At 60.4% G+C, this 14,032-nt stretch carries 13 protein-coding genes; 4 read left to right on the plus strand and 9 right to left on the minus strand.

Features of this window, described 5'->3' with window-relative positions:
* Positions 1-67 precede the first annotated feature (67 nt).
* Entirely contained in the window at positions 68-1,741 is a 1,674-nt protein-coding gene (locus ACIQV9_RS07455; protein WP_403099780.1) for a putative bifunctional diguanylate cyclase/phosphodiesterase, read from the minus strand.
* Between the two features lie 262 nt (positions 1,742-2,003).
* Between ACIQV9_RS07455 and rep the strand changes: the two genes are divergently transcribed.
* Positions 2,004-4,013: a DNA helicase Rep gene (gene rep, locus ACIQV9_RS07460; RefSeq protein ID WP_403099782.1), complete on the plus strand. Its 2,010-nt coding sequence runs from the start codon at positions 2,004-2,006 to the stop codon at positions 4,011-4,013.
* A 98-nt stretch (positions 4,014-4,111) separates the two neighbouring features.
* Complete coding sequence (locus ACIQV9_RS07465; RefSeq protein WP_109626693.1) at positions 4,112-4,684, plus strand: xanthine phosphoribosyltransferase; 573 nt, start codon at positions 4,112-4,114, stop codon at positions 4,682-4,684.
* A 122-nt stretch (positions 4,685-4,806) separates the two neighbouring features.
* Here the strand turns inward: ACIQV9_RS07465 and ACIQV9_RS07470 are convergent, their stop codons facing one another.
* The 6 genes from ACIQV9_RS07470 to dadA form a co-directional block, all read right to left on the minus strand.
* A complete protein-coding gene (locus ACIQV9_RS07470) occupies positions 4,807-6,732 on the minus strand; it encodes an acetyl-CoA hydrolase/transferase C-terminal domain-containing protein (protein ID WP_403099784.1) in 1,926 nt (641 codons plus the stop codon).
* A gap of 134 nt (positions 6,733-6,866) precedes the next feature.
* Positions 6,867-7,280 (minus strand): c-type cytochrome, encoded by a 414-nt coding sequence (locus ACIQV9_RS07475; protein ID WP_403099786.1) that lies wholly within the window; start codon positions 7,278-7,280, stop codon positions 6,867-6,869.
* 182 nt (positions 7,281-7,462) lie between these two features.
* On the minus strand, positions 7,463-8,011 hold the full coding sequence (locus ACIQV9_RS07480) for a cupin domain-containing protein (RefSeq protein WP_007947433.1): 549 nt from the start codon (positions 8,009-8,011) through the stop codon (positions 7,463-7,465).
* 126 nt (positions 8,012-8,137) lie between these two features.
* Entirely contained in the window at positions 8,138-9,211 is a 1,074-nt protein-coding gene (gene alr / locus ACIQV9_RS07485; RefSeq protein ID WP_403099789.1) for an alanine racemase, read from the minus strand.
* Between the two features lie 96 nt (positions 9,212-9,307).
* Complete coding sequence (locus ACIQV9_RS07490) at positions 9,308-9,661, minus strand: RidA family protein (protein ID WP_403099791.1); 354 nt, start codon at positions 9,659-9,661, stop codon at positions 9,308-9,310.
* A complete protein-coding gene (dadA, locus tag ACIQV9_RS07495) occupies positions 9,633-10,937 on the minus strand; it encodes a D-amino acid dehydrogenase (protein ID WP_403099793.1) in 1,305 nt (434 codons plus the stop codon). Before dadA ends, ACIQV9_RS07490 begins: the two co-directional genes overlap by 29 nt.
* 157 nt (positions 10,938-11,094) lie before the next feature.
* On the opposite strand from dadA, the gene ACIQV9_RS07500 reads away from it, so the two are divergent.
* Entirely contained in the window at positions 11,095-11,583 is a 489-nt protein-coding gene (locus ACIQV9_RS07500; RefSeq protein WP_010465173.1) for an Lrp/AsnC ligand binding domain-containing protein, read from the plus strand.
* Between the two features lie 125 nt (positions 11,584-11,708).
* Here ACIQV9_RS07500 and ACIQV9_RS07505 read toward each other — a convergent pair whose 3' ends face one another.
* Positions 11,709-12,062, minus strand: coding sequence for a YkgJ family cysteine cluster protein (locus tag ACIQV9_RS07505; protein ID WP_007947437.1), 354 nt, complete (start codon positions 12,060-12,062; stop codon positions 11,709-11,711).
* Between the two features lie 147 nt (positions 12,063-12,209).
* On the opposite strand from ACIQV9_RS07505, the gene ACIQV9_RS07510 reads away from it, so the two are divergent.
* A complete protein-coding gene (locus ACIQV9_RS07510) occupies positions 12,210-13,502 on the plus strand; it encodes an NAD(P)/FAD-dependent oxidoreductase (RefSeq protein ID WP_403099795.1) in 1,293 nt (430 codons plus the stop codon).
* Between the two features lie 131 nt (positions 13,503-13,633).
* Here the strand turns inward: ACIQV9_RS07510 and ACIQV9_RS07515 are convergent, their stop codons facing one another.
* On the minus strand, positions 13,634-13,879 hold the full coding sequence (locus ACIQV9_RS07515; RefSeq protein WP_109626702.1) for a DUF1127 domain-containing protein: 246 nt from the start codon (positions 13,877-13,879) through the stop codon (positions 13,634-13,636).
* Positions 13,880-14,032 lie beyond the last annotated feature (153 nt).

Below are 14,032 nucleotides of genomic sequence, written 5' to 3' on the forward strand. Positions count from 1 at the left end.
GTTAACAACAATGTCGACTGACACGCCGCCTTCGCGGGCAAGCCTCGCTCCTACAGGTTCGGCGTCGTTAAACCACGACTTCCAGGGCGGGCTGCTGGCTGCTGCCGAACGTCAGATACTCAATCAACTCCGCCAACGGCAGCGGCTTGCTGATCAGATAACCCTGCACCTGATCGCAGCCAAACCCGCGCAATAAATCCAGTTGCTCCGCCGTCTCCACGCCTTCAGCCACCACTTCAAGATTGAGGTTGTGCGCCAGGTTGATCATCGCGTGCACCAGTTTGCGGTTCTCTTCGCGCTCTTCCATGCCGCCGACAAAGCTCTTGTCGACCTTGAGCAAGGCAATCGGCAGGCTGTTGAGGTGCACGAAGGACGAGAACCCGGTGCCGAAGTCATCCAGCGAGAAACGCACACCCAGGCGCCCGAGGGCGTCCATGGTCTGCTTGACCAGATCGCTGCGGCGCATGACGGCGGTTTCGGTCAGCTCGAACTCCAGCCATTGCGCCTCGACGCCGCGCTCGGCGATCAGCCGGCTCAGGGTCGACAACAATTGGCTGTCCTGAAACTGTCGGAACGACAAGTTGATCGCCATGTGCAGCGCCGGTAAACCACGCTCGCGCAACGCCTGCATGTCCCGCAGGGCCCGGGAAATCACCCAGTAACCCAGCGGCACGATCAAACCGCTTTGTTCGGCCAGCGGCACAAACTCGCTGGGCGCCAGCAAGCCACGTTCGGCATGCCGCCAGCGCACCAGGGCTTCGAGGCCGACGATCTGGCCGTCTTCCAGGTTCAGGCGCGGCTGGTAATGCAACTCCAGCTCGTCACGGCGCAAGGCCCGGCGCAGCTCGCTTTCGAGGTCGGCCATGCTGCGGGCATTGCGGTTGATGCGTTCGTTGAAGATATGAAAGGTGCAGCCCTGAGTGCTCTTGGCTTGCTGCATGGCAATGTGCGCGTGCCACATCAGCGGGTCGGCGCCGGCCTGGGCCCGGGCGTGGGCGATGCCCAGGCTGGAACCGATCAACAGGCTTTCGCCGTCGACCCAGTAAGGCTCGGCCAGGGCTTCGGTGATGCGTTCGGCCATCCATTCGGCGCGCTGGGGCGCGCGACGGGTGTCGATCAGCAGGGCAAATTCGTCACTGCCCAGCCGCGCCAGTTGATCACCAGCCTCAAGCTGGCTTTTCAACCGCGCGACCACTTGCAGGATCAACCGGTCGCCGGCCTGGTGGCCGAGGGCATCATTGGCGTGACGGAAGTTGTCGAGATCAAGGTGACCGAGGGCCAGGCCGCGGCCGTCGTTTTCCGCCAGACGCGCGGCCAGCAAGGTCTGAAAACCCTGGCGGTTGGCGATGCCGGTCAGCGGGTCTTGCTCGGCCAGGCGTTGCAGGGTGTGCTCCAGCAAGCCGCGTTCGCGCACATGGCGCAGGCAGCGGCGCAACATGCCGGGATCGAGGTGATCGCGCACCAGCCAGTCGCTCACCCCATCGGGCGGCGTCAGTGGCTCGTGCTCGAGCAACAACACCGTCGGCAGGTTGCAACGGCCAGGTAGCGGCTGAAGCGCAGGAATCGTCAACAACACCGCGCTGCGGTTGTCATCGAACAGACTGCTGACCGACTCCCAGCTCGGCGCGCTGATGAGCACGGCCGAGCTCCCCATCGGAGCCAGACACTCGCGCAACAACGCCGCCCACGCCGGCTCTTCGGCCAGTAGCAGCAAACGCAAGGGTTCGACAGGCGTAGACAAGCTAGCTCCCTAGACTCTGCAAAGATGTAGGCGGCGGACATTATGCCGCGCCCGTAACCAATGACCAAACGACATCAGTTATCAAACGTGGCGTTGTGTCTGGAATACGAACATTAGCCGCAAACTCACCGCGCATCCTGCTTGAAAGTATCAAAACCGGCAAATAGAGATCGCGTGGTGCGTCACAAGTCGGAGAGAGCAGCACAATTCGCTGAGCCTGTTAAAATGCCGGCCCATTTCACAAACGACTCCCTGATTTCGTATGTCCCGACTCAATCCCCGGCAGCAAGAAGCCGTGAGCTACGTCGGCGGCCCTCTTTTGGTGCTCGCCGGCGCAGGCTCCGGCAAGACCAGCGTGATCACCCGCAAAATTGCGCATCTGATCCAGAACTGCGGCATCCGCGCCCAGTACATCGTCGCCATGACCTTTACCAACAAGGCCGCGCGCGAGATGAAGGAACGGGTCGGCACCCTGCTCAAGGGCGGCGAAGGCCGTGGCCTGACGGTGTGCACCTTCCACAACCTGGGCTTGAACATCATCCGCAAGGAACATGTTCGCCTGGGCTATAAGCCGGGCTTTTCGATCTTTGACGAAACCGACGTCAAAGCCTTGATGACCGACATCATGCAGAAGGAATACTCGGGCGACGACGGCGTCGACGAGATCAAGAACATGATCGGTTCGTGGAAAAACGACCTGATTCTGCCCGCCGAAGCTCTGGAAAACGCACGTAACCCCAAGGAACAGACCGCCGCCATCGTCTACACCCACTACCAGCGCACGCTCAAGGCGTTCAACGCGGTGGACTTCGACGACCTGATCCTGCTGCCGGTGAAGCTGTTCCAGGAACACGCCGACATCCTCGAAAAATGGCAGAACAAGGTCCGCTACCTGCTGGTGGACGAATACCAGGACACCAACGCCAGCCAGTATTTGCTGGTGAAATTGCTGATCGGCACGCGCAACCAGTTCACCGTGGTCGGCGACGACGACCAGTCGATCTACGCCTGGCGCGGCGCGCGGCCGGAAAACCTGATGCTGCTCAAGGACGATTACCCGTCGCTGAAAGTGGTGATGCTGGAGCAGAACTATCGCTCCACCAGCCGCATCCTGCGCTGCGCCAACGTGCTGATCTCGAACAACCCACACGAATTCGAGAAACAGCTGTGGAGCGAAATGGGCCACGGCGACGAGATCCGCGTGATCCGCTGCCGCAACGAAGACGCTGAAGCCGAGCGCGTGGCCGTGGAACTGCTGACTCTGCACTTGCGCACGGACCGGCCGTACAGCGATTTCGCGATTCTGTATCGCGGTAACTACCAGGCCAAGCTGATCGAGCTGAAGCTGCAGCACCATCAGATACCGTATCGCCTGTCTGGCGGTAACAGCTTTTTCGGACGTCAGGAAGTGAAAGACCTGATGGCCTACTTCCGCCTGATCGTGAACCCGGACGACGACAACGCCTTCCTGCGGGTGATCAACGTGCCGCGTCGGGAGATCGGTTCGACCACGCTGGAGAAGCTGGGCAACTACGCCACCGGGCGAAAAATCTCGATGTACGCCGCCACTGACGAAATCGGCCTGGGCGAACACCTGGATGCGCGCTTCACCGATCGCCTGTCGCGCTTCAAGCGCTTCATGGACAAGGTCCGCGAGCAGTGCGCCGGCGAAGACCCGATCTCGGCCCTGCGCAGCATGGTCATGGACATCGACTACGAGAACTGGCTGCGCACCAACAGCTCCAGCGACAAGGCCGCCGACTACCGCATGGGCAACGTCTGGTTCTTGATCGAGGCGTTGAAGAACACCCTGGAGAAAGACGAAGAAGGCGAGATGACCGTCGAAGACGCCATCGGCAAACTCGTCCTGCGCGACATGCTCGAACGTCAGCAGGAAGAGGAAGACGGCGCCGAAGGTGTGCAGATGATGACCTTGCACGCCTCCAAGGGTCTGGAATTCCCTTACGTGTTCATCATGGGCATGGAAGAGGAAATCCTCCCGCACCGCTCCAGCATCGAAGCCGACACCATCGAAGAAGAACGCCGCCTGGCTTACGTCGGGATTACCCGGGCGCGTCAGACCTTGGCCTTCACCTTCGCCGCCAAGCGCAAGCAATACGGCGAGATCATCGACTGCGCGCCGAGCCGCTTCCTGGATGAGCTGCCGCCGGACGATCTGGCGTGGGAAGGCAACGACGACACCCCCGTTGAAGTCAAAGCCGTTCGCGGCAATACCGCATTGGCGGATATACGGGCGATGTTAAAGCGCTAGAATTGAGCACTTTTTAACCGAATACTTTTTAGCAAAGCATTTTTAACCAAGCATTTTTGACAAGCTAGGCGCGTACGGCGCCAGTAGAGGAACGCTTCATGGAAGCACTGCACCAGAAAATTCGCGAACAAGGCATCGTGCTTTCCGATCAGGTCTTGAAGGTCGACGCCTTTTTGAACCACCAGATCGACCCGGCCCTGATGAAGCTGATCGGCGATGAATTCGCTGCGCTGTTCAAGGACTCGGGCATCACCAAGATCGTCACCATCGAAGCCTCAGGCATCGCCCCGGCGATCATGACCGGCCTGAACCTCGGCGTGCCGGTGATTTTTGCGCGCAAGCATCAGTCCCTGACCCTGACCGAAAACCTGCTGTCGGCGACCGTTTACTCGTTCACCAAGCAGACCGAAAGCACCGTGGCGATCTCCCCGCGCCACCTGACCAGCAGCGACCGAGTGCTGATCATCGATGACTTTCTGGCCAACGGTAAGGCGTCCCAGGCGCTGATCTCGATCATCAAACAGGCTGGCGCCACCGTGGCCGGTTTGGGGATCGTGATCGAGAAGTCATTCCAGGGCGGGCGTGCGGAACTGGATGCGCAGGGTTATCGGGTTGAATCCCTGGCTCGCGTGCAATCGCTGAAAGACGGCGTCGTCACCTTCATCGAATAACCCCCGCCGATGATCGTTCCCACGCTCCGCGTGGGAATGCAGCCCGGGACGCTCTGCGTCCCATTCGAAAGCTGGAACGCGGAGCGTCCCTTGAGGCATTCCCACGCGGAGCGTGGGAACGATCAGGTTTGCGCGGTGGCCTTGAGGCCGGTGAGCAATAGCCGCTGAAACAACTCCTCTTTCAACCCCTCCGGATTGGTCAGCTGCATCCGCTCCAGATGCTCCGGAAACGCCGAAACCTCGGGAGCATCCAGCGCAGCCTTGCCCAGCTCCAGAATCTCCGTCAGCTTGAACTTGCTCTTCAGCCAATTCAGCGCCCGCAATAGATCCTTCTCCTCTGCGGTGAAATCACAGCCCAACGGATACTCCGGAAACAACTGCGGATGCCGCGCCTGAATGGCCTGCAAGCGCTGCGGACTGTTGTCGGCGAAGCGTGGATCAATGCGGAAACTCTTCGGTAACTTGTCGACTGCCTGAGCCTGTTCGATCAACCCCGGCTGGAAACGTGAGTCACTGATGTTCAGCAACGCCTCGATCACCGCCGCATCGGTCTTGCCCCGCAGATCGGCGATGCCGTACTCGGTGACGACGATGTCGCGCAGATGCCGGGGGATCGTGCAGTGGCCGTATTCCCAGACGATGTTCGAACTGACCTCGCCGCCCGATTCGCGCCAACTGCGCAGGAGCAACACCGAACGCGCCCCTTCCAGCGCATGTCCTTGCGCAACGAAGTTGTACTGCCCGCCGACACCGCTGAGTACTCGCCCGTCTTCGAGCTGATCGGCCACGCCTGCACCCAGCAAGGTCATGGTAAACACGGTGTTGATGAAGCGCGCATCCAGGCGCTGCAAGCGTTTGAGTTCTTCCTGACCGTAGAGCTCGTTGATGTAGCTGATACGGGTCATGTTGAATTCGAGCCGTTTGTTTTGCGGCAGCTCGCGCAGGCGCTCGTAGAAACTGCGCGGCCCGAGGAAAAACCCGCCATGCACCGAGATGCCGTCGGTTTGCGCGGCCTCGTCGAGGGTGCCGGCGTTGGCCTGTTGCTGGGTCGGCACGTCCGGGTAGACCTTGCGCCGCACGATTCCGGCGTCGGCCAGCACCAGCAAGCCGTTGACGAACATCTCGCTGCAACCGTAAAGACCCTTGGCAAACGGTTCGATGCCGCCTTCGCGGTCGATCAACTGCGCCCACTGGCTGAGATTGATCTGCGTCAGCAATGCCTTGTACCCGGCATTGTCGGCCTGACGCGCCAGCAACGCTGCGGTCAGGGCATCGCCCATGGCGCCAATGCCGATCTGCAAGGTGCCGCCATCGCGCACCAGCGTACTGGCGTGCAGGCCGATGAAGTGATCCTGGAAACCCACGGGCATGTTCGGCGTGGAGAACAGTGTGGTGTTGTCCTTCTCGTCGATCAGCAGGTCGAATGCGTCGATGCCGATTTCGGCGTCACCGGGCATGTACGGCAAGTCGTTATGTACCTGGCCCACCAGCAGGATCGTCTCCCCCGCCGCTCGGCGTTTGGCGATCATCGGGAACAGGTCGAGGGTGATGTCCGGGTTGCAGCTCAGGCTGAGGCGATCCGGGTGCTCGGCGTGGCTGGCCACCAACTGAGCGACCAGGTTCAAACCGGCAGCGTTGATGTCCCGCGCGGCGTGGCTGTAGTTGCTGCTCACGTAATCCTGCTGAGCGGACACGCTGTGGAGCAGGCTGCCGGGCTGCATGAAAAATTGTTGGATGTGGATGTTCGCCGGCAGGCTGTCCTTGTGCAGGTCGGCGAGGAAATCCAGTTCTGGGTAATCGCCAAACACACGCTCGATGAAGGGTTCAAGGAAGCGCTTTTGCAAACCGTCGCCCAAGGCAGGACGGCCCAGGCACAGGGCGGTGTAGATCGTCAGCCGCCGTTCGGGCAGTTGCGCGACGCGTTGGAACAACGCGTTGACGAAGTGGTTGGGTTTGCCCAGGCCCAGGGGCAAGCCCATGTGGATATGCGCCGGCAACCGTGCCAGCACATCATCGACCGCCTGCTCGATAGAACACAGCTGCACCATCTGATCCTCCCTTACATTCCGTGAATTGGGGTTGGACCGAACTTGCCGGGCCTTTGCTGCAAAGAATAGCCCCCAAGGCAAATCGCAGGCACAAAAAAGCCGCTCGTGAGCGGCTTTTTCGCTGGAGATGTCGCTTATTTCAAGCCGGACATCTTCTGGATGGCGCCTTTGAGATCGGCATCAGAGCAGTCGGCGCAGGTGCCTTTTGGAGGCATGGCGTTGACGCCGGAGATCGCCTTGGCGAGCAAACCGTCAAGGCCGCCTTCTTTCTTCGCGCGCTCGCCCCAAGCTGCGGCATCACCGATTTTTGGCGAGTTCAGCAGGCCTGTACCGTGGCAAGCGTTGCAATGTTTCGCAATTACAGAGTCAGGGGTCTTGGCATCACCGCCACCCGCCGAAGCAGCGACTTCCATCCCCTTGCACTCTTTACCCTGAACGCAAACCTGGCCGACTGGCTCAAGGCGTTTAGCGATGTCATCGGTGGTCGCAGCTTGTGCGCTGACAGCCCATAGGGCCAATACGGTTGCTGGTGCAGCCAGCATTTTCATAATTAGATTCACGCGTTCACCCTCAATGGTGGCTAGTCACGCCCACGGCCACGGTTCGCAGGCGGGCGCAAGTATAACGGTAAGCCCGCCGCACTGAAACAACCCCAAAGTCGAAGGGGTCTTGTTGCGCGGCGGAAAAACGCTTCGGGTGCCTCTGCCGTGCTGGCAGGACGCCTCTTCTCTTAGAAATTCGCGGGCGTGGCTGCGCTGATTAGTCGCGCCGGCGCATCGAACGGATTACGAAAACGGTGTGGCTTGGTACTTTCAAAGTAGTAGCTGTCGCCGGCTTCGAGCACAAAAGTTTCGAGCCCGACCACCAGTTCCAGTCGGCCTTCCACCAAAATGCCGGTTTCCTCGCCCTCATGGGTGAGCATCTCGTCACCGGTGTCGGCGCCAGGCGGGTAGATTTCATTGAGGAATGCGATAGCCCGGCTCGGGTGCGCCCGACCGACCAGTTTCATGGTCACTGCGCCATCGGAAATATCGATCAGCTCGTTGGCCTTGTAGACGATCTGCGTCGGTTTTTCCTGCAGGATTTCTTCGGAAAAGAACTCGACCATGGACATGGGAATCCCGCCCAGTACCTTCCTCAGCGAACTGATCGAGGGACTGACGCTGTTCTTCTCGATCATGGAAATCGTGCTGTTGGTGACACCCGCGCGTTTGGCGAGCTCACGCTGGGAAAGACCTTTGAGCTTACGGATGGATTGCAGTCGTTCACCGACGTCCAAGCTTGCGCCTCCAAGATTCAGGTTGTAGAAATATTGAGCGTTATCATGGCGACAGCGTTCAGTATTTACAACACTTTGGCCTGAATCCTGTTCAGCGAGGCGACTTCCGGTACGGACTGCTGACCGCTAACCCTCGGAATAGAGCTTTGGCACCCGGCGCAGGTTGCAGAAGATCTGATAGGGAATCGTGTCTGCGGCGGCAGCCACCTCGCTGGCGAGGATGTTCTTGCCCCACAACTCGACGGTCGAACCCAGACCAGCCTGCGGCACATCGGTCAGATCGATGCAGAGCATGTCCATCGACACGCGGCCGATCAACTGACTACGCTGCCCGGCGACCAACACTGGCGTGCCGGTCGGTGCCTGACGCGGGTAACCATCGGCATACCCCATGGCCACCACACCAACACGCATCGGCTTGGGGGTGATGAATTTGGCGCCGTAACCGATCGGCTCGCCGGCCGGCAGTTCGCGCACGCAGATCACTTTCGATTCGAGGCTCATCACCGGCTGCAAACGGGAGGCCACGGCGTTGGATTCTTCAAACGGTGTGGCGCCGTAGAGCATGATGCCCGGGCGCACCCAATCGCTCTGAATCTGCGGCCAACCGAGTACCGCTGGCGAGTTGCGCAGGCTGATCTCGGCGGACAACCCTTTACGCGCCGCTTCAAATACAGCGACCTGCTCGGCACTGGCCTGCTCGTGCAACTCATCGGCCCGGGCGAAGTGGCTCATCAGCACAATCTTCGCCACCTTGCCGCTGGCCAGTAGCCGTTGATAGGCCGCCTGGTAATCCTTTGGATGCAAACCAACCCGGTGCATGCCCGAATCGAGTTTGAGCCAGACCGTGATCGGTTTGCTCAATGCGGCTTGCTCGATGGCTTCGAGCTGCCACAACGAATGCACCACGCACCAGAAATCATGCTCGACGATCAGCGACAGCTCATCGGCCTCGAAAAAACCTTCCAGCAACAACACCGGCGCACGAATACCGGCGGCCCGCAGCTCCAAAGCCTCTTCGATACAGGCCACGGCAAACCCGTCCGCCTCGGCTTCCAGTGCCTGGGCGCAACGCACCGCGCCGTGGCCGTAGGCGTCAGCCTTGATCACGGCGAGGGCCTTGGCCCCCGTGACTTCACGGGCGATCCGGTAGTTGTGACGCAGGGCTTGAAGGTCGATCAGGGCACGGGCTGGACGCATGGCGGCAGGCTTCTAGGCGGTCATGGGAATAAAAACCGGCGCTGGCTGACGGCGTGAACCGCCAACAGCACCGGGAGAGGGATCTTTCTGACAGGCTTACGGCAGAGCGGCTACAACCGACAGCTCAATCAGGATTTCCGGTTCACACAGCTTCGACTCAACCGTCGCGCGGGCCGGGGCGACGCCTTTTGGCAGCCACTTGTCCCACACCGCATTCATGCCTTCGAAATGCGCGTCGATGTCTTTCAGGTAAATCGTGACCGACAGCAAACGGCTCTTGTCGGTGCCGGCCAGATCGAGCAAACGTTCGATGTTGGCGAGGGTTTCACGGGTCTGCTGTTCAATCCCGGCACTCATGTCGTCGCCGACTTGCCCTGCCAGATAGACGGTGCCGCTGTGGACAACGATCTGGCTCATGCGCTCATTGGTGAGCTGGCGCTGGATTGACATGTTTTGCGGACTCCTGAAGTTTGGTGCCGTAACGGGAAATATCGAGGCCTTCGGCGCTGATCTGCGGCGTTTTCTTCGCCATCAGGTCAGCCAGCAAACGGCCGGAGCCGCACGCCATGGTCCAGCCGAGCGTGCCGTGACCGGTGTTCAGGAACAGGTTGCTGAACGGGGTGGCGCCAACGATCGGCGTGCCGTCCGGGGTGGTCGGACGCAGACCGGTCCAGAAACTCGCCTGGGCCAGATCGCCGCCCTGAGGATAAAGGTCGTTGACGATCATCTCCAGGGTTTCGCGCCGACGCGGGTTCAGCGACAGGTCAAAACCGGCTATTTCAGCCATGCCGCCGACGCGGATACGGTTGTCGAAACGGGTGATCGCGACCTTGTAGGTCTCGTCGAGAATGGTCGAGGTCGGAGCCATCGCCGGGTTGGTGATCGGCACGGTCAGGGAGTAACCCTTGAGCGGATACACCGGGGCCTTGATGCCCAGCGGCTTGAGCAGTTGCGGCGAATAGCTGCCGAGTGCCAGCACGTAACGGTCAGCGGTTTCCAGCTTGCCGTCGATCCATACGCCGTTGATGCGATCACCGGCGAAGTCGAGTTTCTGAATATCCTGACCGAAGCGGAATTCCACGCCCAGTTTCACGGCCATTTCGGCCAGTCGAACGGTGAACATCTGGCAGTCGCCGGTCTGGTCGTTCGGCAGGCGCAAGGCACCGGCGAGGATATCGGTGACGCTGGCCAGGGCCGGCTCAACGCGGGCAATGCCAGCACGGTCGAGCAGCTCGAACGGCACGCCGGACTCTTTCAGTACGGAAATGTCTTTCGCGGCGCCGTCCAGTTGAGCCTGGGTGCGGAACAGTTGGGTCGTACCGAGGCTGCGGCCTTCGTAGGCAATGCCGGTTTCAGCGCGCAGTTCGTCGAGGCAGTCGCGGCTGTACTCAGACAGACGGACCATGCGCTCTTTGTTCACCGCATAACGACTGGCGGTGCAGTTGCGCAGCATCTGCGCCATCCACAGGTATTGGTCGATGTCGGCGGTGGCCTTGATTGCCAGCGGTGCGTGGCGCTGCAGCAGCCACTTGATGGCCTTGAGCGGCACACCCGGTGCGGCCCACGGCGAGGCATAACCCGGCGACACCTGGCCGGCGTTGGCGAAACTGGTCTCCATGGCAGCGGCCGGCTGACGGTCCACCACCACCACTTCGAACCCGGCACGCGCCAGATAATAAGCACTGGTGGTACCGATGACGCCGCTACCCAAGACCATAACGCGCATTTTCATATCCCTCATCGCGGCTTGCCGCTGACGTTCGTAGTTGTCGAGCATTGATGTGCGCAGTGTAAAAAAGATTAGGCAGTGCTTTTCACTATATAACTGCCTATATTTGGCGAGAATTCTCGGCAAAAACCCTTTTCACGGAGGCGCATCCCCTATGCGTACCAACACTCAGACCAAACGTGAGCTGGACAAGATCGACCGCAACATCCTCCGGATTCTGCAAGCGGATGGGCGCATCTCCTTTACCGAGCTTGGGGAAAAGGTCGGGCTCTCGACCACGCCGTGTACCGAGCGGGTCCGGCGCCTGGAGCGCGAAGGGATCATCATGGGCTACAACGCCCGGCTCAATCCGCAGCACCTCAAAGGTAGTCTCCTGGTGTTCGTCGAGATCAGCCTCGACTACAAATCCGGCGATACTTTCGAAGAGTTCCGACGTGCGGTGCTGAAACTGCCCCATGTGCTGGAGTGCCATTTGGTGTCAGGGGATTTCGACTACCTGGTGAAGGCGCGGATTTCCGAGATGGCTTCGTACCGCAAGCTGCTGGGCGACATCCTGCTCAAGCTGCCGCATGTGCGCGAATCCAAGAGCTATATCGTGATGGAAGAGGTGAAAGAGAGTTTGTGCCTGCCGATTCCGGATTGAGGTTTTTGCGGTGCGTTGCGATCGTTCCCACGCTCCGCGTGGGAATGCCTCAACGGACGCTCCGCGTTCGGCTTTTGGGACGCAGAGCGTCCCGGGCTGCATTCCCACGCAGAGCGAGGGAACGATCAAACGAGGACTTGCCGGGTGCTGGCCATGTACTCATGAATCTGCTTCTCGACCCGCGGATGAATCAGCTCCACCGGCCCCCGCCCATTCGGGCACGGCAAGGTCTTGGTGGTCCCGAACAACCGGCAGATCAGCGGCCGCTCGTCATACACCGTGCAGCCGTTGGGCCCCAGGTGCACGCAGTTGAGCTCATCCATCGCCGCGTCCTGCTCGGCCCGGGTCTTGCGCGGCAGGCGGGACATTTCTTCCGGTGAGGTGGTCACCGGCCCACAGCAGTCATGGCAGCCGGGCACGCACTCGAACGAGGGGATCTGCTGGCGCAGCGTGCGGATTTTCTGACTGTTGCAGCTCATCGAAGCGGTAACCAAAAGCGGGATAGACCGGGAGTCTGACGCAAAAGCCGCAATCCAGACAGCATCAACCGACCAATGTTGCCCGTGCCGGAAGGTCCGGCTTATGCTCCGTCAAATTTTCCAGACGCACGAATCAGGGACGCTCACATGAATGCCCGTGCCCAGCACACTGCCTCTTACTACGCCGCCAGCAGCCTGCCGCAGCCCGATCATCCGGTGCTGCAAGGCGACCTGGTGGCGGACGTGTGCGTGGTCGGCGGCGGGTTTTCCGGGTTGAACACGGCGCTTGAGCTGGCCGAACGCGGCCTCAGCGTGATCTTGCTGGAAGCACACAAGATCGGCTGGGGTGCCAGCGGACGCAATGGCGGGCAATTGATTCGTGGCGTCGGCCATGGCCTCGATCAGTTCGCCAACGTGATCGGTACAGACGGCGTGCGCCAGATGAAACTCATGGGCCTGGAAGCGGTGGAAATCGTCCGCCAGCGCGTCGAGCGTTTTCAGATCCCGTGCGACCTGACCTGGGGTTACTGCGACCTGGCAAACAAACCTCGCGACCTCGAAGGTTTCGCCGAAGACGCCGAAGAGCTGCGCGACCTCGGCTACCGCTACGAAACCCGGCTGCTGCAAGCCAATGAAATGCACTCGGTGGTGGGTTCGGACCGCTACGTCGGCGGCCTGATCGACATGGGTTCGGGCCATCTTCACCCGCTTAACCTGGCCCTGGGCGAAGCGGCCGCCGCGCAGCAGCTGGGCGCGAAGCTGTTCGAACACTCGGCGGTGACTCGCATCGACTACGGCCCCGAGGTCAAGGTCCATACCGCACAAGGCTCGGTCCGCGCCAAGACGCTGGTCCTGGGTTGCAACGCCTATCTCAACCAACTCAACCCGCAGCTCAGCGGTAAAGTGCTGCCCGCTGGCAGCTACATCATTGCCACCGAGCCATTGAGTGAAGAGCTCGCGCATTCGATCCTGCCGCAGAACATGGCGGTCTGCGATCAACGGGTGGCCCTGGATTACTACCGACTCTCGGCGGATCGACGCTTGCTGTTTGGCGGTGCCTGCCACTATTCAGGTCGTGATCCGAAGGACATCGGCGCATACATGCGGCCGAAGATGCTGTTAGTCTTCCCGCAACTGGGCGGGGTGAAGATCGATTATCAATGGGGCGGAATGATCGGCATCGGCGCCAACCGATTGCCGCAGATCGGCCGGCTCAAGGATCAGCCGAATGTGTATTACGCCCAGGCTTATTCCGGACATGGGGTGAATGCCACGCATCTGGCGGGCAAGTTGTTGGCCGAGGCGATCAGCGGTCAACAGGGTGGCGGGTTTGATCTGTTTGCCAAGGTGCCGCATATCACCTTCCCCGGGGGCAAGCATTTGCGTTCGCCGTTGCTGGCGTTGGGGATGTTGTGGCATCGGCTTAAAGAGTTGGTCTGAGGGATTTGTTGCGTCCTTGCGGACGCCTTCGCGGGCAAGCCTCGCTCCTACAAGTGTCGGTCGGAAGATCAACGCTAACCCTGTAGGAGCGAGGCTTGCCCGCGAAGAGGCCCGCAAGAACAGCGCAAGACTCAGATCCGCCAGAAAGGCTTGAGCCCCTCCTCCCGCGCCTGCTCCCGACTCAATCCGACATCCCTGAGCTGCTCCGGCGTGAGCGTCAGCAACGCCTTGCGCGTGTGCAGACGATGCCAGAACAGACCCCAGCGACTCAGGCCGGACGGTGCGTTGCGCATGACCGCCTCGCGTGCTCCGTTGATTTGCCCTGCCGCCAGTTCCTGACTGTGTATCGTCAGCCGCACATCACTCAAGCCGTTCATTTTGATTGCTCCTGTTTACTTGGGTAGCCAGAGCTTTCATGATGCGCGGACGGCGAAAAGCATTACAGATTCAACAAGCCTGTATTAACTCCATACAGAATTAACGATTTAGCGTCTGAATCCTATAATTTCGCCCCATCTGTACTGGTTAAC

The sequence above is a fragment of the Pseudomonas sp. NPDC099000 genome (assembly GCF_044759925.1).
In the GTDB taxonomy this organism is placed as follows: Bacteria; Pseudomonadota; Gammaproteobacteria; order Pseudomonadales; family Pseudomonadaceae; genus Aquipseudomonas.